This window comes from Pseudomonas sp. Xaverov 83, assembly GCF_019352905.1.
GTDB classification, from domain to species: Bacteria; Pseudomonadota; Gammaproteobacteria; order Pseudomonadales; family Pseudomonadaceae; genus Aquipseudomonas; species Aquipseudomonas yamanorum.
Genome location: NZ_JAAAFU010000006.1, coordinates 1 through 24,179, shown reverse-complemented (window position 1 = coordinate 24,179; position 24,179 = coordinate 1). Strand labels below are relative to the sequence as shown.

Here is a 24,179-nt window from a genome sequence, read left to right as displayed (position 1 = left end):
AACATTTAATCTCGACCTAACCGCGCCTCTCCCTTAAGGTAGGGCGCGAATAGACAACCGGCTGGCCAGGCACCCCTTGGCCGTCGACCCAAGACGGACGCTTATGAACCCGAATTTTCTTGATTTCGAACAGCCGATCGCTGACCTGCAAGCCAAGATCGAAGAGCTGCGCCTGGTCGGCAATGACAATTCGCTGAATATCGGCGATGAAATCGCTCGCCTGCAAGACAAGAGCAGCACGCTTACCGAAGACATCTTCGGCAAGCTGACCAGCTGGCAGATCGCGCGTCTGGCCCGCCACCCGCGCCGTCCGTACACCCTGGACTACATCGAGCACATCTTCACCGAGTTCGATGAACTGCACGGCGACCGTCACTTCTCCGACGACGCCGCCATTGTGGGCGGTATCGCTCGCCTGGACGACCAGCCAGTGATGGTGATCGGTCACCAGAAAGGCCGTGAAGTGCGTGAGAAAGTCCGTCGCAACTTCGGCATGCCGCGTCCCGAAGGCTACCGCAAGGCTTGCCGCCTGATGGAAATGGCCGAGCGCTTCAAGATGCCGATCCTGACCTTCATCGACACCCCGGGCGCCTACCCGGGTATCGACGCTGAAGAGCGCAACCAAAGCGAAGCGATTGCCTGGAACCTGCGGGTGATGGCTCGCCTGAAGACTCCGATCATCGCTACCGTGATCGGCGAAGGCGGTTCCGGCGGTGCGCTGGCCATTGGCGTCTGCGACCAACTGAACATGCTGCAATATTCGACCTACGCGGTGATCTCGCCGGAAGGTTGCGCCTCGATCCTGTGGAAAACCGCCGAGAAAGCGCCGGATGCCGCTGAAGCCATGGGCATCACCGCAGATCGCCTGAAAGGCCTGGGTATCGTGGACAAAGTGATCGCCGAGCCATTGGGCGGCGCCCACCGTGACCCGGCTGCCGCTGCCGCGACCATTCGTGCTGAACTCAGCTCGCAACTGGCGATGCTCAAGAAGTTCGACAACGAGGCGCTGCTGGCCCGTCGTTACGAGCGACTGATGAGCTACGGTCTCTAAGCCGACGCGTTACCAAATGCGGGAGCGGGCTTGTGTGGGAGCTGGCTTGCCTGCGATAGCATCAACTCGGTGCGCTAGATAAACCGAGTTGGCTGCATCGCGGGCAAGCCCGGCTCCCACATTTGCTTTGTGTATGCTGGGTTATCGCATCCGGATTGATGGCGTACTTTGCTATGAAGCCCACCTTGACCGCCAAACTTCTGCAAATCCTCGCCCCCTGGCGCAGCGCTCCGGCCTGGTATATCGCCTTCTCCGGCGGCCTCGACTCCACCGTCCTGCTGCACCTTCTGGCCACTCTGGCCAAAACCGACACACTCCCGCCACTCAGTGCTATCCATGTCCATCATGGGCTGCAAGCTGCGGCTGACGCGTGGCCGGCGCATTGCCGGGCTGTGTGCGACGCCCTGGGCGTTCCCCTGCAAGTGATCCGCGTGCAGGTGCGACCCGGCGCGAGCCTGGAGCGCGCCGCCCGTGAGGCGCGGTATCAAGCGTTTGCCGAGGTCACCGGGGCAGGGGAGTTGCTAATCACGGGCCAGCACCGCGACGATCAAGCTGAAACCTTGTTGTTTCGCTTGCTGCGTGGCGGCGGCGTGCGTGGGCTGGCGGCGATGCCTGTGCAGCGTCCATTGGCGGGTGGCTACCTGGTGCGGCCCTTGCTGCATGTATCCCGCGCCGATCTGGAAGCCTACGCCCGCGAGCATCAATTGGACTGGATTGAAGACCCGTCCAACGCCGATCCGCGTTTCTCCCGCAATTACCTGCGCCACCATGTTTTCCCGCGCCTGATCGAACGTTGGCCCCAAGCCGTCAGTACCATGGCCCGCAGCGCCGAACATTTGAGCGAAGCCCAGGGCTTGCTCGACGAACTGGCACAAATGGACCTGCTGACCGCCAGCCAGCCCCCGGCGTTTCCCTGGCTCGTATTGCCCTCGCTGACCCTTGAACCGCTTGCCGCGCTCTCCGAGGCCCGCCAGCGCAACGCACTCATGCACTGGCTGACACCGCTGACACGCTTGCCCGACAGCGAGCACTGGGCCGGCTGGGCGACCCTGCGCGACGCCAAGGAAGACGCACAGCCGCTGTGGCGTCTGGCCGACGGTCAATTGCACCGTTGCGGTGGGCATATCTGGTGGTTACCCGCCAGTTGGTCGGATTTTTCTGACGCATCGGTGAGCTGGTCACAGCCACAAAACCCACTACAGTTACCCGGTAACGGCCAACTGCACTTCAGCGGCAGCGCACCCGAAGGTCCCCTGAGCATCCGTTATCGCCAAGGCGGCGAAATCATGGAATTGCCAGGCCGGGGCCGGCGTGACCTGAAGCGGTTGCTTAACGAAAGTGCCGTGCCAGGCTTCATCCGTGGCAGATTGCCGCTGCTGTATCAGGGCCAACAATTGCTGGCTGTGGCCAACCTGCCGGGGCTTGCGGCAAGTGGCGGTACCGACTGGCAATTACATTGGATGCCACCAACCTGCGATCAAGGTTTGAGCTGATAGAGCCTTTCCGGTAGACTACGCTCCCTTCTTGATACAACTTCTGTGGATTCGCCTGAATCGCAGCAGTTGCCGATTACCAAGCAGTCTTTGCTGGGCGATTCCAAAAAATGTGTAGCGATCAACGTACCGGTGTTTCATTGCTGGTCTGTCACAACGCGGCGGTTTTTTTGAAAGGTGCACTGTGATTAATGCAGGTGATCGGGGGCTTCGGCCTTCCTTCGCTTTCCCCGGCGGCTCGGACCGCTTTAACGCAGACTTCTAGGGTTTTTCATGACGCGCTACATATTCGTCACGGGCGGTGTTGTTTCTTCATTGGGGAAAGGCATTGCCTCCGCTTCATTGGCGGCCATCCTGGAGGCGCGGGGACTTAAGGTCACCATGCTCAAGCTGGACCCGTACATCAACGTTGACCCGGGCACCATGAGCCCGTTCCAGCACGGTGAAGTGTTCGTCACTCACGACGGCGCCGAGACCGACCTGGACCTGGGCCACTACGAGCGGTTCATCCGCACGACCATGACCCAGAACAACAACTTCACCACCGGCCGTGTCTACGAGCACGTGCTGCGCAAGGAGCGCCGTGGTGACTACCTGGGTGCAACCATCCAGGTGATCCCGCACATCACCGACGAAATCAAGCGCCGCATCATCAAGGGTGCAGGCGATGCCGACGTGGCGATGGTCGAGATCGGTGGCACCGTGGGTGACATCGAGTCCCAACCGTTCCTCGAAGCCATCCGCCAGTTGCGTTTCGAAGTCGGCGCCAAGCGCGCGATGCTGATGCACCTGACACTGGTGCCGTACATCGCCACCGCCGGCGAAACCAAAACCAAGCCTACCCAGCACTCGGTCAAGGAACTGCGTTCCATCGGCCTGCAGCCGGACGTGCTGGTGTGCCGCTCCGACCACGCGATCGACATCGCGTCCCGTCGCAAGATCGCCCAGTTCACCAACGTTGAAGAACGTGCGGTGATCGCCCTGGAAGACGCCGACACCATCTACAAGATCCCGGGCATCCTGCATTCTCAGGGCCTGGATGATTTTGTCGTCGAGCGTTTCGGCCTGCAGTGTGGCGGCGCCGATCTGTCCGAGTGGGAAGCCGTGGTCGACGCCAAGCTCAACCCTGAGCATGAAGTCACCATCGCCATGGTCGGCAAGTACATGGAGCTGCTGGACGCCTACAAGTCGCTGATCGAAGCGATGAGCCATGCGGGCATCAGCAACCGTACCAAGGTCAACCTGCGCTACATCGACTCCGAAGACATCGAGAACCAAGGTACTGCGTTGCTGGAAGGCGTTGACGCCATCCTGGTTCCGGGCGGCTTCGGTCTGCGTGGCGTGGAAGGCAAGATCACTGCCGTCCAGTACGCTCGTGAGAACAAGGTGCCGTACCTGGGTATCTGCCTGGGCATGCAAGTGGCGGTCATCGAGTTCGCCCGTAACGTCATGGGCTGGAAAGACGCCAACTCCACCGAGTTCGATCGCACCAGCGGCCACCCGGTCGTGGGCCTGATCACCGAGTGGGAAGATGCCACCGGCGCTGTCGAAACCCGTACCGAAGCTTCCGACCTGGGCGGCACCATGCGCCTTGGCGCGCAGGATTGCCTGCTGGAGCCGGGTTCGCTGGTTCACGATTGCTACGGTAAGGACGTGATCGTCGAGCGTCACCGTCACCGCTACGAAGTGAACAACAACCTGCTGCCGAAAATCATGGAAGCCGGCCTGAAAATCTCCGGTCGTTCCGGTGATGGCGCACTGGTTGAGGTGGTTGAAGCACCGGATCATCCATGGTTCGTGGCTTGCCAGTTCCACCCGGAGTTCACATCGACCCCGCGCGACGGTCACCCGTTGTTCAGCGGCTTCGTTAAAGCAGCACTGACGCAACATCAGAAGAAGGCGTAAACCTGATGGCCCAGAAGATCATTCGCGTAGGCGACATCGAGATTGCCAACGACAAGCCCATGGTGCTGTTCGGCGGCATGAACGTGCTGGAAAGCCGCGACATGGCGATGCAGGTCTGTGAAGAGTACGTGAAGGTGACCGAGAAACTCGGTATCCCTTACGTGTTCAAGGCCAGCTTCGACAAGGCCAACCGTTCGTCCGTGACCTCCTACCGCGGCCCGGGCCTTGAAGAAGGCATGCGGATCTTCCAGGACATCAAGCAAGCCTTCGGCGTGCCGATCATCACCGACGTCCACGAGCCTGAGCAGGCTGCCGTGGTCGCCGAGGTGTGCGACATCATCCAGTTGCCGGCCTTCCTGTCGCGCCAGACCGACCTCGTGGTCGCCATGGCCAAGACCGGCGCTGTGATCAACATCAAGAAAGCCCAGTTCCTCGCCCCCCAGGAAATGAAACATATCCTGAACAAGTGCGTGGAAGCGGGTAACGACCAGTTGATCCTCTGCGAGCGCGGTTCGAGCTTCGGCTACAACAACCTTGTGGTGGACATGCTCGGTTTCGGCATCATGAAACAATTCGAATACCCAGTGTTCTTCGACGTGACCCACGCGCTGCAAATGCCCGGTGGTCGCGCCGATTCCGCTGGCGGGCGCCGTGCCCAGGTACTGGACCTGGCCAAGGCCGGTATCAGCCAGTCCCTGGCAGGTTTGTTCCTGGAAGCCCACCCGGACCCGGACAACGCCAAGTGCGACGGCCCATGCGCCCTGCGCCTGGACAAGCTGGAGCCATTCCTGGCCCAGTTGAAGCAGTTGGACGACCTGGTCAAGAGTTTTCCGACGGTAGAGACCGCGTAACTGCCATTTCTCCGGTAAAGTATCCCACGCTAAACGCTCAGGCCCCCGGGCCTGAGCCTTGTCGCCTGCAAGCCTGCCCCGTTGTTCCACCCTTGCGGTCGGTCAAAAGATTTCCTTCAGCTGCGTCGTTTTCGTCAACTTTGGAGTGTTTACAACAATGGCAAAAATCGTCGACATCAAAGGTCGTGAAGTTCTCGACTCCCGTGGCAACCCTACCGTCGAAGCCGACGTGCTTCTCGATAACGGCATCATCGGTAGCGCCTGCGCGCCGTCCGGTGCTTCCACAGGTTCCCGCGAAGCACTGGAACTGCGTGATGGCGACAAGAGCCGTTACCTGGGCAAGGGCGTACTCAAGGCAGTCGCCAACATCAATGGCCCGATCCGCGACCTGCTGCTGGGCAAGGATCCACTGGACCAGAAAGCCCTCGATCATGCGATGATCAAGCTCGACGGTACTGAAAACAAAGGCAGCCTCGGCGCCAACGCCATCCTGGCCGTGTCCCTGGCTGCCGCCAAGGCTGCTGCACAGGATCAGGACCTGCCGCTGTACGCCCACATCGCCAACCTGAACGGCACCCCGGGTGTTTACTCGATGCCGGTTCCGATGATGAACATCATCAACGGTGGCGAGCACGCGGATAACAACGTCGACATCCAGGAGTTCATGGTGCAGCCGGTTGGCGCCAAGACCTTCTCCGAAGGCCTGCGCATGGGCACCGAGATTTTCCACCACCTCAAGGCTGTATTGAAGGCCCGTGGCCTGAGCACTGCCGTGGGTGACGAAGGCGGCTTCGCACCGAACCTGGCGTCCAACGAAGATGCACTGAAAGTGATCTCCGAAGCTGTGGCCAACGCTGGCTACAAGCTGGGCACTGACGTGACTTTGGCCCTGGACTGCGCGGCCAGCGAATTCTACGAAGACGGCAAGTACAACCTGTCCGGTGAAGGCCACGTATTCACCTCGGAAGGTTTTGCTGATTACCTCAAGGGCCTGACCGAGCGCTACCCGATCATCTCGATCGAAGACGGCCTGGACGAGTCCGACTGGGCTGGCTGGAAAGTGCTGACCGACAAGATCGGCGAGAAGATCCAGCTGGTAGGCGACGACCTGTTCGTGACCAACACCAAGATCCTGAAAGAAGGCATCGACAAGAAGATCGCCAACTCGATCCTGATCAAGTTCAACCAGATCGGCACCCTGACCGAAACCCTGGAAGCCATCCAGATGGCCAAGGCTGCGGGCTACACTGCCGTGATCTCCCACCGCTCCGGCGAAACCGAAGATTCGACCATTGCCGACCTGGCCGTGGGCACTTCGGCTGGGCAGATCAAGACCGGTTCCCTGTGCCGTTCCGATCGCGTTTCCAAGTACAACCAATTGCTGCGTATCGAAGAGCAACTGGGCGGTAAAGCCAAGTACAACGGTCGCAGCGAGTTTCGCGGCTGATTGTTAAATGGTAAAAGGTCAGCGGATTACGTCGGAAAAATCACGACAGCGTGAATTTCGGCGCTAATCTCTTGGCTATCAAGCACAAGCCTGGTTATTCCAGGCTTCGTGCTATCAGTTGCTTCAAAAGTTTTGCATGGCTGTCTTTTTTCACTGGATACCCGATATTCGATGCGCAGTCCCAATTGGTTGTTCCTCGTCTTGCTCTTGCTGCTGGCTGGCCTGCAGTACCGCCTATGGGTGGGGAATGGCAGCTTGGCGCAGGTCACCGAACTGACCCAGCAAATTGCCGCACAGCACGCCGAAAACGAGGTGTTGCTGGAGCGCAATCGCGTGCTCGATGCCGAAGTGCTTGAACTGAAAAAAGGCATGGAGACCGTTGAAGAACGGGCTCGCCATGAGTTGGGCATGGTCAAGGAGGGCGAGACCCTCTACCAGTTGGCCCAATGAGCCTTTCGTCACCGGCCTTCTGGGCCGTGATTCCTGCCGCGGGCGTGGGTGCCCGTATGGCCGCGGACCGTCCCAAGCAATACTTGCAACTGGGCGGGCGCACTATTCTCGAACACAGCCTTGGCTGTTTCCTCGATCATCCGGGTCTCAAGGGGCTGGTGGTCAGTCTTGCTGTCGACGACCCTTATTGGCCGAACCTGGCTTGCGCCACCGATCCCCGCATTACGCGGGTGGACGGCGGCGAAGAGCGCTCGGGCTCGGTGCTCAATGCGTTGCTTTACCTGCACAGTCAGGGCGCCAGCGATGACGATTGGGTGCTGGTGCATGACGCCGCCCGGCCGAACCTCAGCCGCGATGACCTGGACAAGTTGCTCTTCGAACTGGCGGACGACAGCGTGGGGGGGCTGCTGGCCGTTCCGGCGCGGGACACCCTCAAGCGCGCCGACAAGCACGGGCGCGTGTTGGAAACAGTCGATCGCACGCCGATCTGGCAGGCTTACACCCCGCAGATGTTCCGCCTTGGCGCGCTGCACCGGGCGTTGGCCGACAGCCTGGTCTCGGACGTGGTCATCACCGACGAGGCCTCGGCCATGGAATGGGCCGGGCATGCCCCCCGCCTGATCGAAGGCCGGTCCGACAACCTCAAGGTCACCCGCCCGGAAGACCTTGAATGGTTGCGTCAGCGTCGGACTTTCCAGTCTTCCTGACGGTCATCCCATCATCTGTTCAACCCCGGCTGGGGTCTTGAACTCATCCACCAGCGCCTGAATGCTGTCGAACGGTTTACCGTCCACGGCCCAACCGGGTGCGCTGATGGCATACCGGCCGCCCTGCTGATCGATCCTGAAATGGCGTACGTCGCCTCGGCGTGAACGGTAGTGAAGGTGTGCCGGTGTCGTAACGGTGGCCGGGATCAGCATGAACTGACCGGGTTTGGTCAGCAGCGTCTGTGGCGTTTTGGCTTGGGGCTGGGAGGGGCCAGGTGTCGGTGGCGCCGGACGTTGCAAGCTGGCGCGGTCCACCCGCAGGACCAGGTTGGCCTTGACCGTTCCCTCGCCCTTGCCGATGCCCAGGCTGGCGGTGCGTCCCGTGTCCACTTCGACGCCGAGGTGCCCGCCAGCCTCTGCATCCTCGATCCGCAGGCCGATGCTGCCGGTGAGTTCGGCGATTCCAGGAATGCCTTTGTAGGTATTGGTATGGCTGTCACCCACCAGTGCAACCCATTTGCCAGGGCGCGGCTTGGTGGTCTGTATCCATTGAATTACCTCGGTGGCGTAGTAGTTCAGCATGCGCTGGCGCAAGTTGTCGGCGGTGTCCGGCAGGTCGCGGAGCATATAGCTGACGGTGCAGTCGATCGGCTGGATTTTGATCCCGGCGTCACGGGCTTGGGTGACGATGTTGACGAACGAGTAGTGCCGGTCGCGCAAAGGCGGGTAGATGTTGTTGAGGAAGCCCTTGAGTTCCTCGGGCATCACCGCGCTTCGGGTACGGTAGAACGCCTTGAGCAAGGGCATGTGTACATCCGTCAGCAGATGCTCGAAATAGATGCGTTTGACACCCTGGCTGGCCAACAGCGGCATGTTGTTGATCAGGAACGCCTTGCTCGACAGCGCGCCGTGGCTTTCGCCGATCACCAGGCCGTCGCTGGCGTGCAGCAGTTTTTGAATGATGTTCGGCTGCGACTCATTAAGGCTGAGCCTTGGAAGCAAGGGCCGCATCGGTGAAAACGGCAGGTTGGCAAAGAACACCGTGGCATCTTCAGACAGCTTGGTTCGTTTCTCAAAAAACAACTTGCGAGTGTCTTTCATTGGCTGGGCGCCGCTGCCCACGGGTTCAAGGTTTTCCGAAAACGAACTGGTATCGGTGAGCATCTCCGAAACGGTCTCACGCGCAACGGGGGGCATCTCGTAGGCACTGTAGAACGTCGCGTGTTCCGGGCCGCCGAACAGCGTGTAGACCCTTTGCCAGGCATTGCGAAATGCGCCTCCGCCGGCCAGCCCGGTCGTGCGCCATTTCAGGTCCGCGCTCTGGATGGCATACAGGCCGGTGGATTGCAGGGTGTTTGGCGCGTTGGGGGCCATTACGAACAGTTCGAAGAAGCCTGATTCATTGGGTGTCTTGTAGGTCAGGTACAGGTCTCCGTGAATCCGGATGGTCTGCAGGCCGCCGGGAGTTATCCGTGGGCTCAGGGTGCGGGTCTCGGTGCTGGCCGCAACGGAAGTTTCGTTGATGGCGGTGACGCTGATCCGGCCCGCATCCTGGCGTACTGCCGGGCCCAGTGTAGGGCGCAGGCGTTCGAGGCCCTTGAGCCCCTTGGCCACGCCATGGGCGACTACCGGCAGCGCGTTAAGGGCGCCAAATACAATGCGCTCCTTCGCGTGAGGTTTGCCGCGCAGCAGGTCGTCGGCACCCACCACCATTTCAGTCGCGCCGGAGGTCAGGAAGCAAAATTCCGCCAGTAGCGCGTTGCCCATGGCCAGTGCCACGGGAATCGCCAGGATGCAGCCTTTTTCCAGGGCGTCCAGGGTGTCGGTCTTGAGCGTATCCAGGGGCGAAATAAAGCTTCGCGCCGCTATTTTTGCGAGGCGTAACCTGATCTGCCGGGCGATGAACTCAAACGGGTTACTGCCCAGTGCCGGATACGTCGGATTATTGATGTACTGCTCGGGATCCCAGTAGTTATCGGCCCGCAGGCTGTTGAACAAACCCGGGGAGGTTGCCGGCTTCGGAAACACCGCCATCCCCACCAGTGCCTCCTCCACGCCGCTGTAGATCAGGCCGGAGTCGATGGCGTCCTCATCGAAGTGTTGGGTCAGCGTCTTGCGTTGAGTGGCGTCCCTTGCCGTTTCCACCAGCCACTTGCGCATGTCTGCCGGGTTGTTGAACCCATGGAAGGGCGAGGAGTTGCCCGGGATGTAGAGCAGGGTCACCTGGCTTTGGTTGTCGGTGATGGTCAGGATGTCGGTGGATTCGCTGTTGTGGATGCGCAATAGCCGTAGGGACAGGTTTGGATCAAGACGATAGGGCGCCTGGAAGTCCTCCAGGGTGAGGTTGTCGTGGTTCTTGTCGATGCCAATCCCCGCCGCCCGTGCCGCCAGGTGCCTCTCTGCCACGGTCAGGGTGAACTCATGGAACTGTTCCAGATAGGCTTTGGTGAACGCGATGCGCATCAGGGTGTTGTAGTTTTCCCGGTGGTTGTTCCAGAACTTGCCGATCGCCTCGTCGTAGGCTTGTTCGAAATGGCTTGAGTTAACGATGTGCCTGAAGGTTTTTGGTGAAATCTCCAGCTGCGTGCTCGGGTCGTAAACCTGGGGCTGGCTTTGCAGATACAGCGCCTCATAACGCCTGGGCGGGATCCAGCCCGAGACGATGAACTCTTCGTTGAACATTGCCGGAATCCGGTTATCCATCAAACGCGGCAGCTCGCTGACAATATTGAAATAAGGCGCAGTGGTGGAAAACCCGGTGGTATTGAGCATGCCGCCCGGGGGCTGGGGCGCATTGCAGACCATGGCCTCGGTCAGCGACATCGACTGGATCACCATGGCGGTGAAGGCCGCGTTGGGGTTGTCGGTGTTGTATTCGAGGGTGGTGAGGAGGGTGGTGTCCGGGTCGAACTCGACCTGGCTGAGGGGCTGTACGCGCTCACGGATCAACTGGGCGGCGATTTGCGAAGGTACGGGGAAATCCGCCAGGACCTTGCGAACGAAATGACTGATGCGCTGGAGTTGCGGGCCGTTGGTTATCATGGGGTGCCTGGTTACGCAGTAAAAAAAGGCTATTTACCGGCACTCAGGCGCTGCATGGGCGGTAGCTGTCTATCGCAGGTAGACGGAGTGGTTGCCCAGGCCCTCCTTGAGAAAGTCCACCAGTTTTCGCACCTTGGGCGAAAGGTGGCGTTGTTGCGGGTACAGCGCCCAAACCGCGGTGTTGGGCGGTTGATGGGCTTCGAGTAACGACACCAGTGCGCCGCTGTGCAAATGCTCCAGCACGTAGTAGTCCGGCAGCTGGCAAAGGCCGACACCTTGCAGGGCCGCATCCAGCACCGCTTGCCCGCTGTTGCAGCGCCAGTTTCCTTGTACCCGCTGGGAAAATTCGCGCCCGTCCTGGGCCAGTTGCCAAATATCCGAGCTGCCGATCAGGCAGTTATGCCGACTTAATTCCGACAGGCTATGTGGCCGGCCGTACCTGGCCAGGTAGGACGGTGATGCGCACAGGTACATACGCCGCGGCGCGAGGCGGCTGGCAACCATGCGCGAATCCGCCAGGCGCCCGAGGCGAATCGCCAGGTCCAGGCCTTCGTGCACCAGGTCCAGCTGGCGGTTGGTCAATTCCACGTCCACGCGCAATTGCGGATAAAGCGCCATGAAACGCGTCACCAGCGGCACGATAAAACGCTCGCCGTAAGCCACTGCGCACGTCATGCGCAACATTCCCTTGGGCTCGCTGGCCAAGTCGCCCACGGCGCGCAAGGCTTCTTCGCGACCGTCCTGCAATCGCTGGCAATGTTGCAGGAAGGTCTGGCCGGCTTCGGTCAGCGTCACCTTGCGCGTGCTGCGATACAGCAAGCGTGTTTGCAGGCGCTCCTCCAGTCGCGCCACCTGGCGGCTGATATGGGACGACGACACGCCCAGGCGCTCGGCGGCCGCGGTGAATTGGCTGCATTCGGCCACGGCGACGAACTCGTCGATGCCTTCCCAGCGGTTTTCCAACATGCTGATTATCCCTGTACGGCAATAATGTTTTGCTTTTGTCTGGATTATTAATCAGATGGGCATGTTTTACACTGCTGGCCTTACGTTTTTAACCCGATGGAGAAACCGGATGATCAAGTCCCGCGCGGCCGTAGCCTTCGAAGCCAAGAAACCCCTCGAGATCGTTGAAGTGGATGTGGCCATGCCCAAGGCGGGCGAGGTGCTGCTGCGAGTGGTTGCTTCCGGCGTGTGCCATACCGACGCCTACACCCTGTCGGGCGCGGACCCGGAAGGTATCTTCCCATCGATCCTTGGCCACGAAGGCGGCGCTGTGGTGGAAGCCATCGGCGAAGGCGTGACCTCGGTGGCGGTAGGCGATCACGTGATCCCGCTGTACACCCCGGAATGCGGCAAGTGCAAATTCTGCCTGTCGGGCAAGACCAACCTCTGCCAGGCGATTCGCGCCACCCAAGGCAAGGGCCTGATGCCAGATGGCACCTCGCGCTTTTCCTACAAGGGCCAGCCGATTTTCCACTACATGGGGACTTCGACCTTTTCCGAATACACCGTGCTGCCGGAAATCTCCGTAGCGAAGATTCCTAAAGAAGCGCCGCTGGAAAAAGTCTGCCTGCTGGGCTGTGGCGTCACCACCGGTATCGGTGCGGTGATCAACACCGCCAAGGTCAAACCGGGCGACACCGTGGCCATCTTCGGCTTGGGCGGCATCGGCCTGTCTGCAGTGATCGGTGCAGTGAAAGCCAAGGCCGGTCGCATCATTGCCATCGACATCAACCCGGCCAAGTTTGAAATCGCCAAGCAACTGGGCGCTACCGACTGCATCAATCCGAAAGACTACGATCGCCCGATCCAGGACGTGATTGTCGATTTGACCGATGGCGGCGTCGACTTTTCCTTCGAGTGCATCGGCAATGTCCAACTGATGCGTGCGGCCCTTGAGTGCTGCCACAAAGGCTGGGGCGAGTCGGTGATCATCGGCGTGGCCGGTGCGGGTCAGGAAATTGCTACCCGTCCGTTCCAACTGGTGACCGGTCGCGTCTGGCGCGGTTCGGCGTTTGGTGGCGTGCGGGGTCGCAGCGAATTGCCAAGCTACGTGGAGATGGCCCAGGCCGGCGAAATCCCGCTGGATACCTTCATCACCCACACCATGGGCCTGGAAGATATCAACAAGGCGTTTGACCTGATGCATGAAGGCAAGAGCATCCGCACCGTCATTCACTTCTGAGGTCGGCCATGAGTCTGGAAAACCTGTCGTGCCAGAAAAGCTTCGGTGGCTGGCATAAACGCTACAAGCACCATTCCGACGTGCTGGGTTGCGACATGACCTTCGCCGTGTACCTGCCGCCGCAAGCGGAGCAGGGCGGAAAATTGCCGGTGCTGTACTGGCTGTCGGGGCTGACCTGCACCGATGAGAACTTCATGCAGAAGGCCGGCGCCCAGCGCATGGCGGCCGAGCTGGGGTTGATCATTGTTGCGCCGGACACCAGCCCCCGCGGCCCCGGTGTGCCGGGTGATCCGGACAATGCCTGGGACTTTGGCCTCGGCGCCGGCTTCTACCTGAACGCCACCCAGGAACCCTGGGCCCAGCACTATCGGATGCATGATTACGTGGTGCAGGAATTGCCGGCATTGATCGAGGCGCATTTCCCGGCGTCGGCCAAACGCGGGATCAGCGGCCACTCCATGGGCGGCCACGGCGCACTGGTGTGTGCCTTGCGCAACCCGGGGCGTTATCAGTCGGTGTCGGCGTTCTCGCCGATCAACAATCCGATGGATTGCCCGTGGGGCCAGAAGGCGTTCTCCCGCTATCTCGGGGAAGAGCGATCGAAGTGGCGCGAATGGGACGCCTGCGTGTTGATCAGCGAAGCCTCGGAAAAGCTGCCGCTGCTGGTGGACCAGGGCGATCGTGACGATTTCCTGGCCGTTCAGCTCAAGCCTGAAGCCTTGCAACAAGCGGCCAGGGCGGCGAACCATCCATTGGAGCTGCGCCTGCAACCGGGCTATGACCACAGCTACTTCTTTATCGCCAGCTTCATCGAAGACCATTTACGCCATCACGCGCGCGCTTTGCTCGGTTAATGTGAGGCAAAAGTAGGTAGAATCACGCCCTGAATTAAATCGGGGCGTTTTTTTATGCGTATTGGCCACGGCTATGATGTGCACCGTTTCGCCGAAGGCGATTTCATCACCCTGGGCGGCGTGCGGATCGCGCACCACCACGGGTTGCTGGCTCATTCCGACGGCGACGTGGTGCTGCATGCCTTGAGCGATGCCTTGCTCGGCGCCGCCGCGTTGGGTGACATCGGCAAGCACTTTCCGGACACCGACCCGACCTTCAAGGGCGCGGACAGCCGTGTGCTGTTGCGTCACGTGGTCGGCTTGATCCATGCCAAGGGCTGGAAGGTCGGCAACGTCGACAACACCATCGTCGCCCAGGCGCCCAAGATGGCCCCGCATATCGAATCGATGCGCGCGCTGATTGCCGCGGATCTTCAAGTTGAGTTGGATCAAGTGAACGTAAAAGCCACCACCACCGAAAAGCTCGGGTTTACCGGTCGCGAAGAGGGCATTGCCGTGCACTCCGTTGCCTTGTTGCTGCGCGCATGAATGATCTGCAACTGCTGGGCCCGCGTGCCTATGGCGAGGCCCTGGGCAGCGCTGTTCTGAAGGCCATCGCTGAAGATTTCCAAGTGGATGAAGTGCTGGATATCCCGCTGACCGGCGAGGGTGAACACCTGTGGTTGTGGGTGGAAAAGCGCGGCCTGAATACCGAAGAAGCGGCACGGCGGATTGCCAAGGCGGCGGGCGTGCCGTTGCGCACCGTCAGCTACGCCGGGCTCAAGGATCGCCAGGCGCTGACCCGGCAGTGGTTCAGTGTGCAATTGCCGGGCAAGGCGGACCCGGACCTGAGCGCTGCAGAAAACGAGACCTTGAAGATCCTCAAGACCGGCCGTCACAAGCGCAAGCTGCAGCGCGGCGCACATTCGGCCAACGGCTTTACCTTGCGCCTGACCCAGTTTGCCGGTGATGCCGCGGCTATCGACGCGCGCCTGCAACTGATCGCCAAGCAAGGCATTCCCAACTATTTCGGCGCCCAGCGGTTCGGTCATAACGGCGGCAACGTCGTCGATGCCCGCGACTGGGCCGCGCGCAAGGCCTTGCCGGAGCAGCGCAATGTGCGTTCGCGCTTGCTCTCGACGGCCCGCAGCTTCCTGTTCAATAAAGTGCTGGCGGCGCGGGTAGCCGACGGTTCCTGGCAGTGCGCCCAGGTCGGTGACTTGCTGGCGTTTACCGACAGCCGCAGCTTTTTCCCGGCGGGGGAGGCTGAATGCAGCGACCCGCGCCTGGCGATTCTCGACTTGCATCCCACAGGTCCACAGTGGGGCGAAGGTGATTCGCCGGCGTCGGGGGCAACCTTCGCTCTGGAACAGGCGATCGCCGACGGTGAAGCTGACCTGCGGGATTGGCTGGTGAATGCCGGCATGAGCCAGGAACGTCGCATTCTTCGACTGCCCATTGGCGGGTTGACGTGGCATTATCCCGAACCTGACATTCTGCAATTGGAATTCGTCCTGCCGGCCGGATGCTTCGCCACTGTCTTGGTGCGCGAGCTTGTAGATCTGGTGCCGGTGGGGCAGACGGACAGCCCATGCGTATTCTGATATCTAACGACGACGGGGTCACCGCACCCGGCCTTGCCGCGCTTCATGCTGCGCTGGCGGATTACGCCGAGTGCGTGGTGGTAGCCCCGGACCAGGACAAAAGCGGCGCCAGCAGCTCGCTGACGCTCGACCGTCCGTTGCACATACAGACGTTGCCCAACGGCTTTATCAGCGTGAATGGCACGCCGACCGATTGCGTGCACCTGGCAATCAACAGCCTGCTGGACCGCGAGCCGGACTTGGTGGTTTCCGGGATTAACCTGGGCGCCAACCTCGGTGACGACGTGCTGTATTCCGGCACGGTGGCGGCGGCCCTTGAGGGGCGTTTCCTGGGCCGGACCTCGTTCGCGTTTTCGCTGGCGTCGCGTCAGTTGGACAACCTGGAGACGGCGGCCTACTTCGCCCGCAAGCTGGTGGAGGCCCATCACACTCTGGATTTGCCGCCGCGTACGGTGCTGAACGTCAATTTTCCGAACCTGCCTGTTGAGCATATTCGCGGCTTCAAGCTGACCCGCCTGGGCCATCGCTCCCGCGCTGCGGCACCGCTGAAGGTGGTGGACCCGCGTGGCAAGGAAGGTTACTGGATTGCCGCTGCCGGCGATGCCGAAGACGGCGGCGAAGGCACGGACTTTCATGCGGTGATGCAAGGTTATATTTCGATTACTCCGTTGCAACTTGATCGCACCTTCAGTGATGCCTTCAGTAGCCTCGATGGCTGGCTGGAGGGAGTGCTCTGATGGCGCGCGAACAAGACGACCTGCTGCGACGGGGCATTGGGATGACTTCCCAGCGCACCCGCGAGCGATTGATCCAGCGCCTGTATGAAGAAGGGCTGTCCAACGCCCAGGTGCTGGAAGTCATCCGGCGTACCCCGCGGCATTTGTTTGTCGATGAAGCCCTGGCGCATCGTGCCTATGAAGACACCGCGCTGCCCATCGGCCACAACCAGACCATCTCCCAGCCTTATATGGTGGCGCGGATGAGTGAGCTGTTGCTGGCGGCGGGCCCGCTGGACAAGGTGCTGGAAATCGGGACCGGCTCCGGCTACCAGACGGCCGTGTTGTCGCAGCTGGTTGAGCGGGTGTTTTCGGTCGAGCGCATCAAGGTGTTGCAAGACCGGGCCAAGGAACGCCTGGTGGAGCTGAACCTGCGCAATGTGGTGTTTCGTTGGGGCGACGGTTGGGAAGGCTGGCCGGCGCTGGCGCCGTATAACGGCATTATCGTCACCGCCGTGGCCACCGACGTGCCCCAGGCCTTGCTCGATCAGCTGGCTCCCGGCGGGCGCCTGGTGATCCCGGTGGGCTCCGGCGAAGTGCAACAATTAATGTTGATCATTCGCGAGGAAGAAGGCTTTTCCCGGCATGTGCTCGGAGCGGTGCGTTTTGTCCCGTTGCTTAACGGTCCGCTGGCCTGATCAATTATTCCTGCGTACTGAATTCTATTGCCGGGTATGTGTCTTACAGCGGGGTCTATTGAGTCAACGTGATCCGCCGTGGGAATTAAACATGATGAAAATTTCTTTAGAATCGTGTTTCCAGTAAAAACCCAATGGCCAGTTATACTTGCGTCATATTTCAAGCCTGATACAGGCGTTCATAGTCAGCCACCATAAAGGGAGCGGCGGGTGAGTCTCACGGTCATTGCACAGCGTATGAGTCAAACAAGCTTTCAGCGACTGGTGATTGGCCTTGTCTTGAGTTCCTTGCTGGCGGCTTGCTCAAGCACGCCATCCGGTGGTGCCCGGGTGGTCGACCGCAATAATGCGGTGCCGCAAAAGCCTACGGTTACCACCGGGCAATATGTCGTGCGCAAGGGCGATACGATGTTCTCGATTGCCTTCCGTTATGGTTGGGATTACAAAGCGCTGGCCGCCCGTAACAACATTCCTGTGCCATATACGATACATCCAGGTCAGACCATTCGTTTCGATGGCCGTACCGGTTCAACACCGACCGCCGTCGTCACAAACACAGCTTCTTCGCCGTCGTCTTCGAGCAAAACCACCATCATCACCCGGCCTGCAGGCACCGCCGCGCCTAGCGTTGCGAGCAAGCCGGCACCTGCGCCGCTGCCGCCAGCAGGGCCTGCTCCTACGGGTTGGGGATGGCCCTCAAATGGCATTCTTATTGGAAAATTCTCTTCAAACGGTAGTTTGAATAAAGGCATTGATATCGCCGGAGATTTGGGACAGCCTGTTTTAGCTGCGTCTGATGGGACAGTGGTGTACGCCGGGAGTGGTTTACGGGGCTACGGCGAGCTGGTCATCATCAAACACAGCGATACCTACGTCAGTGCCTACGGTCATAACCGCAGGCTGTTGGTTCGGGAGGGGCAGCAGGTCAAAGTCGGACAGACAATTGCCGAAATGGGGTCAACTGGTACAGACCGGGTGAAACTGCACTTTGAGATTCGCCGCCAAGGGAAACCTGTTGATCCGCTGCAATTCCTTCCCCGTCGTTGATATGTTGCACAGCCTGTTCCCTCACGTAGAAGGAACAGGCTCCAGCGTTGCCAAGGATAAAGGCGTCGCTTGAGCTTGAGGTCGAACTCACCAAAGGACTATAACAATGGCTCTCAGTAAAGAAGCGCCGGAGTTTGACATCGACGATGAGGTTCTCCTTATGGAGACCGGCATTGCTACGGAATCGATGTCGAATGAGGGACCTGCTGTACCTTCAGTTCGCACCAAATCCAAGAACTCCACCGCGTTAAAGCAACACAAGTACATTGATTACACCCGGGCGCTCGACGCGACTCAGTTGTACCTCAATGAAATCGGCTTTTCCCCTCTGCTCACTCCCGAAGAAGAAGTCTTTTTTGCGCGCTTGTCGCAAAAGGGCGATCCGGCTGGGCGCAAGCGCATGATTGAAAGCAACCTGCGGCTGGTGGTGAAAATCGCCCGACGCTACGTCAATCGTGGGCTGTCCCTGTTGGACTTGATCGAGGAAGGCAATCTCGGCTTGATCCGGGCGGTGGAGAAGTTTGACCCTGAGCGGGGTTTTCGCTTTTCAACCTACGCCACCTGGTGGATTCGTCAGACCATCGAACGGGCGATCATGAATCAAACCCGTACGATCCGGTTGCCGATCCATGTGGTCAAAGAGCTCAACGTCTACCTTCGGGCGGCGCGCGAGCTGACACAAAAACTCGATCATGAACCTTCGCCTGAAGAAATCGCCAACCTGCTGGAAAAACCGGTGGGAGAGGTCAAGCGCATGCTCGGTCTCAATGAGCGGGTGTCTTCAGTCGATGTCTCGCTGGGTCCGGATTCGGATAAAACCCTGCTGGACACCCTGACCGATGATCGTCCTACGGACCCTTGTGAGTTGCTGCAGGACGACGATCTGTCGCAAAGCATCGACCAGTGGCTTTCGGAGCTGACGGACAAACAGCGTGAGGTGGTGATTCGCCGCTTCGGGCTGCGCGGCCACGAAAGCAGCACGCTGGAAGATGTTGGCCTGGAGATTGGCTTGACCCGTGAGCGGGTGCGGCAGATCCAGGTCGAGGGTCTCAAGCGCTTGCGCGAGATCCTGGAGAAGAATGGCTTGTCGAGTGAGTCGTTGTTCCAGTAAACGACGCAGGACGAAATGTGGGAGCGGGCTTGTGTGGGAGCTGGCTTGCCTGCGATAGCATCACCTCGGTGCAACTGATAGATCGAGGTGATGCTATCGCGGGCAAGCCCGGCTCCCACATAGGTGGGCTCCCACATTTCTTTGTGCATGGAATTACATCGTGTGATTGCTCGTTCCCACGCTCTGCGTGGGAACGAGCGGGCACAAAAAAGCCCCGCTTTTAAGGGCGGGGCTTTTCGACTAAATCAGTACAAGTTAGATAACTTGAACTTCTTCAGCTTGCATGCCTTTCTGACCGCGGGTAGCGATGAAAGAAACCTGTTGGCCTTCTTTCAGGCTTTTGAAGCCGTCGGATTGGATAGCTTTGAAGTGAACGAACAGGTCGTCACCGGATTGTGGAGTGATGAAGCCGAAGCCTTTTTCATCGTTGAACCACTTAACGGTACCAGTTTGGCGATTAGACATGGTGTATCTCCTTGGACAAAGTTAACTGCGACTCAGGAAAAGCCCTGGCCGAGACTGAGTGCAAAGAGCAGGAAAAATTCTTGGAGATGGTTGGATCGAAATTCAACATATCGTGTAGAGATTCTCAGTGACACAAGCAGCACAGTGGCGCCACCTTAACCCTTTTTCCGGAACGTGCCAATGGTATTTCCGAAGGTTTCTCTATTTTCGTGACTGGCGGCAGCCTGATACAGCACCAATACCCCGCAATTGAAGGTGCGTCCCGCCCAGCAGGGGCTGCGCGGCGCCAAGAAAAACAGCCGCCCCTTTGAACCACGGGGCCAGCCCCGGTAAGATGCCCAACAGAATTTTTTCACCTCGCTATTCAGGACACCCGCCATGAGCATCAAATCGGACAAGTGGATTCGCCGCATGGCGCAAGAGCACGGCATGATCGAGCCCTTCGTGGAGCGCCAGATGCGCGGCGAAGGCGCTGAGCGGCTGATTTCGTTCGGGGTTTCCAGCTACGGCTACGATGTACGCTGCGCCGATGAGTTCAAGGTGTTCACCAACATCAACTCGGCAACCGTCGATCCGAAAAACTTCGACGAAAAAAGCTTCGTCGACGTCAAGAGCGACGTCTGCATCATCCCGCCTAACTCCTTCGCCCTGGCGCGCACCGTCGAATTCTTCCGTATCCCGCGCAACGTCCTGACCATCTGCCTGGGCAAGAGCACCTACGCGCGCTGCGGCATCATCGTCAACGTGACGCCGCTGGAGCCGGAATGGGAAGGGCACGTCACCCTGGAGTTCTCCAACACCACCACGTTGCCGGCAAAAATCTACGCTAACGAAGGTGTCGCTCAGATGTTGTTCTTCGAATCCGACGAAGAGTGCGAAGTGTCCTATAAGGACCGCGGCGGCAAGTATCAGGGCCAGCGCGGCGTTACTCTCCCACGCACCTGATCGAATCGTCTTACAGGCTAAGGGAATTTGTCAGCGGGCATGCACTCTATTGAGTGTACTGCCCCGACGCGTGCACAACGCGCCGGGCCACGCTTGAGGAGTCCCCTATGAAGCTCGATCCGCGAATCAGCGCCGAACTCGCCCGGCTTGAACCCAATCAGATTGGTGTGATGGCCTGGTCCTTGATGGCCGATCCCGCCGCAGGCGGCATTCCCGGCCAGCCCGGCCCGGATGATCCCTGGCCCAACCAGCCTGAAGAGCCTGGCGAACCTACGCTCCCCGACGAACCGCCTCCCGCCCCTGTGGCTTGATTTCCTGCACGTGTCGCCAATGGTCAGATGCTCAACGCACTGGCCATACTTCATGGTCTCCGATCACGAAGATCCGGCTGCCTTCTTCCTGCGTCACTGAATAACCCCCGGTAAATGCGCCAAACGCCGGCAACAGGCTGACCTGGTTGCCGAGCAGGAAGCACGGCAGGCGCAAGCTTTGCCGGCCCTTGCCCCGCAGGCGATACACCGGATGCACGTGCCCAGCCAGCACATGGTGGCTGGCGTGGGCGTCGGGCTCGTGCTGCAACGCAAACGGGCCTATCAGCAGGGGTTCGGTCACCACCTCAATGTTCAGATCTACCGGTGGGTCGCCAGCGCGCTTGTCATGGTTGCCGCGAATCAGCGTGAGTCCCACGTCTGCATGACGCTCACGCCAGGCTCTCAGCGCGTTCAGGGTGCCGCTGGCGTGAGAGCCGGGCCCGTGGAGAAAGTCGCCGAGAAAGATCACCTGCGAGCATGGGAAAGCCGCCAGCAGCCGGTCCAGGCGTTGAAGGTTGTCCGTCGTCGTGCCTTGGGGCACTGGCTGGCCCAGGCTGCGATAGGCTGACGCCTTGCCAAAATGCGCGTCGGCGATCAGCAGGCACTTTCTCGCGGGCCAATACACAGCCTTGTCCGCCAGCAACCACAGCGCTTCTTCCGCCAAGTGTATCGGGTAATGAGCGGGCATCAGGGCTTCCCGTTATCGGCGACTTTTTCCAGATCCTTGACCATTCGCGCAATCCGCTCCGAGAGTTTTTCCGAACTCAGGCTTTCCCGAAAACGTTCCACCAGTAAAGGGAACGCCAGCGGCGTAGGCCGTTTTATCCGATGCAGGTCCAATTTCAACCCCGACAAGTGGCGCAACGTCTCTTCCAGCCGACGAATATCCAGTTCTTCCCGCAGGACTTCTTCTCCGGCCTGGGTCAGCAACAGGTTCTGCGGGTCATATTGCTTGAACACTTCAAAGAACAAGCCGCTGGACGCCTGAACCTGACGCGTACTTTTCGGCGCACCAGGGTAGCCGGCAAACACCAGCCCGGCGATCCGCGCAATCTCGCGAAAGCGCCGCAGGGCCAGCTCACCGGCATTCAGGCTCGCTACCACGTCATCCAGCAGATCATCCGCACTCAGCAACTCCCCGCTCAGTAACTCAGGCCAGTCCACCTCGGTCGCGCTCAGCAGCTCCAGCCCGTAGTCATTGACCGCAATCGAGAACGTCACCGCCTGCTGCCGACTGACGCGCCAGGCCAGCAGGCTCGCCAGCCCCAGATGCACCTGGCGCCCGGCGAACGGATACAGGAACAGATGCCAGCCTTCCCGGGACTTGAGGGCCTCGGCCAGCAAATGCTCGCGGGTTGGCAGCCCGGACCAGCGCAACTGGGTGTCCAGCAACGATTGCACCGCCTGCATCTCCGGGCCGAGGAATTGCCCATGGGCAGCCGCATCAAAGCGCTCGACCACCGCCTGGGCCAGCTCGTTGGAAAGCGGCATGCGCCCGCCGTTCCAGCGCGGCACGGCAGCCTTTTTCGCGGTACTGCGTCGCACATAGGCGGTCATGTTTTCTACTCGCACCAACTCCAGCAAGCGCCCGGCGAACAGGAAGCCATCTCCCGGCTTCAGCCGTGCAATAAAGCCTTCCTCGACACTGCCCAAGGTCTTGCCACCCCCGCCTTTGCTCCAGAATTTCAGCTGGATGCTGGCGTCGCTGACGATGGTGCCCACGCTCATGCGATGGCGTCGCGCCAGTCGTGCGTCGGGAACGCGCCAGATGCCGTGTTCGTCCGGCTCGACCCGCCGGTAATCCGGGTAGGCCGTCAGCGACAGCCCACCATGACGCACGAAGCCCAGGGCCCAGGCCCAATCTGCCTCGCTCAAGTCACGATAGGCCCATGCGGTACGCACCTCCGCCAGCAGCTCATCCGGCACAAAACCGCCGCCCAGCGCCATGCTCACCAGATGTTGCACCAGCACATCCAAAGGCTTGTGGGGTGACTGACGGGCTTCGATACGCCGTTCAGCGATAGCGTCCTGCGCGGCGGCGGCTTCCACCAGCTCGAGGCTGTGGGTCGGCACCAGCGTGACCCGCGACGGCCTGCCTGGCGCATGGCCGGAACGCCCGGCGCGCTGCATCAGGCGCGCCACGCCCTTGGCCGAGCCAATCTGCAGCACCCGTTCCACCGGCAGGAAATCCACCCCCAAGTCGAGGCTCGACGTACACACCACGGCCTTCAGTTGCCCTTCCTTCAAGGCCCGTTCCACCCAATCCCGGGTTTCCCGGGACAGCGAGCCGTGGTGCAGGGCAATCACTCCGGCCCAATCGGGGCGAGCGTCGAGCAGGGCCTGGTACCAGATTTCCGATTGCGCTCGTGTGTTGGTGAACACCAGGCAACTGCTGCTGGCATCGACCTCGGCTACCACCTGCGGGAGCATTTTCAGGCCGATATGGCCGGCCCATGGAAAGCGCTCGATAACCGGTGGCAACAGGGTGTCCACTTGCAACTGTTTGGTGGTTTGGCCTTGGACGTTGATCCCGCCGCCTTGTGGGATCAACACCTCCAGTGCGTGGGCCTGATTACCCAGGGTCGCGGAAATGCCCCACACAATCAGCTCTGGACGCCATTGTCGCAGGCGGGCGAGGGCCAGTTGCAGTTGCACGCCGCGTTTGTTGCCGATCAGTTCGTGCCATTCGTCCACTACCACCATGCGCAGGTGTGACAGGCTGGTCTGGCTGTCGGCGCGAGCCAGCATCAGCGTGAGGCTTTCCGGGGTGGTGATCAGGGTGGTGGGCAGGCGGCGGCTCTGGCGGGCGCGTTCGCTGCTGCTGGTGTCGCCGGTGCGCAGGCCGACGGTCCAGGGGATGTTCAGGGATTCCAACGGTGCTTCAAGGGCGCGGGCGGTGTCTGCGGCGAGGGCGCGCATTGGGGTGATCCACAGGACTGTCAGCGGTTCGGCGGGGGCTTTGCGTTTGCGGGGGGTGGTTTCGGTGATGGCGAAGCGGTTGAGGGCGGCGAACCACAGGGCGTAGGTTTTGCCGGCGCCGGTGCTGGCGTGGAGTAGTCCTGATTGGCCTTCCTTCACGGCCTTCCATACCTGTTTCTGGAAGGCGAATGGGTTCCAGTTTTTGGCGGTGAACCAGTCTTTGGCGAAATTGCGGGATTTGGCCATGCTTGGGGCTCTGGGGGTGTAATTCAGAGACCTGTGGGGTGGGGGAAAGGTTTAACTGCGATTGCTGGGTTTTCGGGTGTATATCCGTTATTTAGGTAACGGCCACTTATGGTTCCGCTCTTACAGCGGGTCACTTTTGGCAAACGCCCC

22 protein-coding genes are annotated in these 24,179 nt (G+C 60.3%); 17 read left to right on the top strand and 5 right to left on the bottom strand.

The window, feature by feature from the left end; genetic code table 11:
- The first annotated feature begins 103 nt into the window (after positions 1-103).
- From K0H47_RS02540 to ispD, 7 genes are all read left to right on the top strand, one after another.
- Positions 104-1,051, top strand: a complete 948-nt coding sequence (locus K0H47_RS02540; protein WP_010176746.1) for an acetyl-CoA carboxylase carboxyltransferase subunit alpha — start codon at positions 104-106, stop codon at positions 1,049-1,051.
- Between the two features lie 173 nt (positions 1,052-1,224).
- Positions 1,225-2,544 carry a tRNA lysidine(34) synthetase TilS gene (gene tilS / locus K0H47_RS02535; RefSeq protein ID WP_219271871.1) on the top strand — a complete coding sequence of 440 codons (1,320 nt, stop codon included), beginning with the start codon at positions 1,225-1,227 and terminating at the stop codon, positions 2,542-2,544.
- A 273-nt stretch (positions 2,545-2,817) separates the two neighbouring features.
- On the top strand, positions 2,818-4,449 hold the full coding sequence (locus K0H47_RS02530) for a CTP synthase (protein ID WP_003219298.1): 1,632 nt from the start codon (positions 2,818-2,820) through the stop codon (positions 4,447-4,449).
- Positions 4,450-4,454: 5 nt separating this feature from the next.
- Positions 4,455-5,300 carry a 3-deoxy-8-phosphooctulonate synthase gene (gene kdsA, locus K0H47_RS02525; protein ID WP_003219295.1) on the top strand — a complete coding sequence of 282 codons (846 nt, stop codon included), beginning with the start codon at positions 4,455-4,457 and terminating at the stop codon, positions 5,298-5,300.
- A gap of 157 nt (positions 5,301-5,457) precedes the next feature.
- Positions 5,458-6,747 carry a phosphopyruvate hydratase gene (eno, locus tag K0H47_RS02520; protein WP_003219294.1) on the top strand — a complete coding sequence of 430 codons (1,290 nt, stop codon included), beginning with the start codon at positions 5,458-5,460 and terminating at the stop codon, positions 6,745-6,747.
- 171 nt (positions 6,748-6,918) lie between these two features.
- Positions 6,919-7,197 (top strand): cell division protein FtsB, encoded by a 279-nt coding sequence (gene ftsB, locus K0H47_RS02515; RefSeq protein ID WP_003219292.1) that lies wholly within the window; start codon positions 6,919-6,921, stop codon positions 7,195-7,197.
- On the top strand, positions 7,194-7,904 hold the full coding sequence (gene ispD / locus K0H47_RS02510; RefSeq protein ID WP_177069710.1) for a 2-C-methyl-D-erythritol 4-phosphate cytidylyltransferase: 711 nt from the start codon (positions 7,194-7,196) through the stop codon (positions 7,902-7,904). The genes ftsB and ispD overlap by 4 nt, the downstream gene beginning before the upstream one ends.
- 3 nt (positions 7,905-7,907) lie before the next feature.
- Here ispD and K0H47_RS02505 read toward each other — a convergent pair whose 3' ends face one another.
- Both K0H47_RS02505 and K0H47_RS02500 read right to left on the bottom strand, forming a co-directional pair.
- Entirely contained in the window at positions 7,908-10,946 is a 3,039-nt protein-coding gene (locus K0H47_RS02505; RefSeq protein WP_219271870.1) for a dermonecrotic toxin domain-containing protein, read from the bottom strand.
- 69 nt (positions 10,947-11,015) lie between these two features.
- Positions 11,016-11,912 (bottom strand): LysR substrate-binding domain-containing protein, encoded by an 897-nt coding sequence (locus tag K0H47_RS02500; RefSeq protein ID WP_063032886.1) that lies wholly within the window; start codon positions 11,910-11,912, stop codon positions 11,016-11,018.
- A 109-nt stretch (positions 11,913-12,021) separates the two neighbouring features.
- On the opposite strand from K0H47_RS02500, the gene K0H47_RS02495 reads away from it, so the two are divergent.
- The 8 genes from K0H47_RS02495 (at position 12,022) to rpoS (ending at position 19,143) form a co-directional block, all read left to right on the top strand.
- A complete protein-coding gene (locus tag K0H47_RS02495; RefSeq protein WP_219271868.1) occupies positions 12,022-13,134 on the top strand; it encodes an S-(hydroxymethyl)glutathione dehydrogenase/class III alcohol dehydrogenase in 1,113 nt (370 codons plus the stop codon).
- A gap of 8 nt (positions 13,135-13,142) precedes the next feature.
- The gene (gene fghA / locus K0H47_RS02490) at positions 13,143-13,988 is read left to right on the top strand and encodes an S-formylglutathione hydrolase (protein ID WP_201141129.1); all 846 of its coding nucleotides are present in this window, start codon (positions 13,143-13,145) and stop codon (positions 13,986-13,988) included.
- 54 nt (positions 13,989-14,042) lie between these two features.
- Positions 14,043-14,516: a 2-C-methyl-D-erythritol 2,4-cyclodiphosphate synthase gene (gene ispF, locus K0H47_RS02485; protein ID WP_010176739.1), complete on the top strand. Its 474-nt coding sequence runs from the start codon at positions 14,043-14,045 to the stop codon at positions 14,514-14,516.
- Positions 14,513-15,571 carry a tRNA pseudouridine(13) synthase TruD gene (truD, locus tag K0H47_RS02480; RefSeq protein WP_219271867.1) on the top strand — a complete coding sequence of 353 codons (1,059 nt, stop codon included), beginning with the start codon at positions 14,513-14,515 and terminating at the stop codon, positions 15,569-15,571. The genes ispF and truD overlap by 4 nt, the downstream gene beginning before the upstream one ends.
- Positions 15,559-16,308, top strand: a complete 750-nt coding sequence (gene surE, locus K0H47_RS02475; protein ID WP_219271865.1) for a 5'/3'-nucleotidase SurE — start codon at positions 15,559-15,561, stop codon at positions 16,306-16,308. Before truD ends, surE begins: the two co-directional genes overlap by 13 nt.
- A 41-nt stretch (positions 16,309-16,349) precedes the next feature.
- The gene (locus K0H47_RS02470) at positions 16,350-16,985 is read left to right on the top strand and encodes a protein-L-isoaspartate(D-aspartate) O-methyltransferase (RefSeq protein ID WP_010176736.1); all 636 of its coding nucleotides are present in this window, start codon (positions 16,350-16,352) and stop codon (positions 16,983-16,985) included.
- A 210-nt stretch (positions 16,986-17,195) separates the two neighbouring features.
- Positions 17,196-18,032, top strand: a complete 837-nt coding sequence (locus tag K0H47_RS02465) for a peptidoglycan DD-metalloendopeptidase family protein (protein WP_063032882.1) — start codon at positions 17,196-17,198, stop codon at positions 18,030-18,032.
- A 106-nt stretch (positions 18,033-18,138) separates the two neighbouring features.
- Positions 18,139-19,143 carry an RNA polymerase sigma factor RpoS gene (gene rpoS / locus K0H47_RS02460; protein WP_063032880.1) on the top strand — a complete coding sequence of 335 codons (1,005 nt, stop codon included), beginning with the start codon at positions 18,139-18,141 and terminating at the stop codon, positions 19,141-19,143.
- Positions 19,144-19,398: 255 nt separating this feature from the next.
- On the opposite strand, the gene K0H47_RS02455 is transcribed toward rpoS, so the two are convergent.
- On the bottom strand, positions 19,399-19,608 hold the full coding sequence (locus tag K0H47_RS02455; protein WP_002554837.1) for a cold-shock protein: 210 nt from the start codon (positions 19,606-19,608) through the stop codon (positions 19,399-19,401).
- A 378-nt stretch (positions 19,609-19,986) separates the two neighbouring features.
- Between K0H47_RS02455 and dcd the strand changes: the two genes are divergently transcribed.
- Entirely contained in the window at positions 19,987-20,553 is a 567-nt protein-coding gene (dcd, locus tag K0H47_RS02450) for a dCTP deaminase (RefSeq protein ID WP_003219273.1), read from the top strand.
- 107 nt (positions 20,554-20,660) lie between these two features.
- The gene (locus K0H47_RS02445) at positions 20,661-20,864 is read left to right on the top strand and encodes a hypothetical protein (protein ID WP_003219272.1); all 204 of its coding nucleotides are present in this window, start codon (positions 20,661-20,663) and stop codon (positions 20,862-20,864) included.
- A gap of 31 nt (positions 20,865-20,895) precedes the next feature.
- Here K0H47_RS02445 and pdeM read toward each other — a convergent pair whose 3' ends face one another.
- Together pdeM and K0H47_RS02435 are read right to left on the bottom strand one after the other, a co-directional pair.
- Positions 20,896-21,552 (bottom strand): ligase-associated DNA damage response endonuclease PdeM, encoded by a 657-nt coding sequence (gene pdeM / locus K0H47_RS02440; RefSeq protein WP_219271863.1) that lies wholly within the window; start codon positions 21,550-21,552, stop codon positions 20,896-20,898.
- The gene (locus K0H47_RS02435) at positions 21,552-24,029 is read right to left on the bottom strand and encodes a ligase-associated DNA damage response DEXH box helicase (protein WP_219271862.1); all 2,478 of its coding nucleotides are present in this window, start codon (positions 24,027-24,029) and stop codon (positions 21,552-21,554) included. The genes pdeM and K0H47_RS02435 overlap by 1 nt, the downstream gene beginning before the upstream one ends.
- Between the last annotated feature and the right edge of the window lie 150 nt (positions 24,030-24,179).

Coding starts and splice junctions, on each gene's coding strand:
- K0H47_RS02495 (WP_219271868.1), top strand. CDS start 12,022: ATGATCAAGTCCCGCGCGGCCGTAGCCTTCGAAGCCAAGAAACCCCTC.
- eno (WP_003219294.1), top strand. CDS start 5,458: ATGGCAAAAATCGTCGACATCAAAGGTCGTGAAGTTCTCGACTCCCGT.
- tilS (WP_219271871.1), top strand. CDS start 1,225: ATGAAGCCCACCTTGACCGCCAAACTTCTGCAAATCCTCGCCCCCTGG.
- surE (WP_219271865.1), top strand. CDS start 15,559: ATGCGTATTCTGATATCTAACGACGACGGGGTCACCGCACCCGGCCTT.
- ispF (WP_010176739.1), top strand. CDS start 14,043: ATGCGTATTGGCCACGGCTATGATGTGCACCGTTTCGCCGAAGGCGAT.
- K0H47_RS02455 (WP_002554837.1), bottom strand. CDS start 19,608: ATGTCTAATCGCCAAACTGGTACCGTTAAGTGGTTCAACGATGAAAAA.
- kdsA (WP_003219295.1), top strand. CDS start 4,455: ATGGCCCAGAAGATCATTCGCGTAGGCGACATCGAGATTGCCAACGAC.
- K0H47_RS02470 (WP_010176736.1), top strand. CDS start 16,350: ATGACTTCCCAGCGCACCCGCGAGCGATTGATCCAGCGCCTGTATGAA.
- K0H47_RS02540 (WP_010176746.1), top strand. CDS start 104: ATGAACCCGAATTTTCTTGATTTCGAACAGCCGATCGCTGACCTGCAA.
- K0H47_RS02435 (WP_219271862.1), bottom strand. CDS start 24,029: ATGGCCAAATCCCGCAATTTCGCCAAAGACTGGTTCACCGCCAAAAAC.
- K0H47_RS02500 (WP_063032886.1), bottom strand. CDS start 11,912: ATGTTGGAAAACCGCTGGGAAGGCATCGACGAGTTCGTCGCCGTGGCC.
- truD (WP_219271867.1), top strand. CDS start 14,513: ATGAATGATCTGCAACTGCTGGGCCCGCGTGCCTATGGCGAGGCCCTG.
- ftsB (WP_003219292.1), top strand. CDS start 6,919: ATGCGCAGTCCCAATTGGTTGTTCCTCGTCTTGCTCTTGCTGCTGGCT.
- K0H47_RS02505 (WP_219271870.1), bottom strand. CDS start 10,946: ATGATAACCAACGGCCCGCAACTCCAGCGCATCAGTCATTTCGTTCGC.
- pdeM (WP_219271863.1), bottom strand. CDS start 21,552: ATGCCCGCTCATTACCCGATACACTTGGCGGAAGAAGCGCTGTGGTTG.
- ispD (WP_177069710.1), top strand. CDS start 7,194: ATGAGCCTTTCGTCACCGGCCTTCTGGGCCGTGATTCCTGCCGCGGGC.
- K0H47_RS02445 (WP_003219272.1), top strand. CDS start 20,661: ATGAAGCTCGATCCGCGAATCAGCGCCGAACTCGCCCGGCTTGAACCC.
- fghA (WP_201141129.1), top strand. CDS start 13,143: ATGAGTCTGGAAAACCTGTCGTGCCAGAAAAGCTTCGGTGGCTGGCAT.
- dcd (WP_003219273.1), top strand. CDS start 19,987: ATGAGCATCAAATCGGACAAGTGGATTCGCCGCATGGCGCAAGAGCAC.
- K0H47_RS02530 (WP_003219298.1), top strand. CDS start 2,818: ATGACGCGCTACATATTCGTCACGGGCGGTGTTGTTTCTTCATTGGGG.
- rpoS (WP_063032880.1), top strand. CDS start 18,139: ATGGCTCTCAGTAAAGAAGCGCCGGAGTTTGACATCGACGATGAGGTT.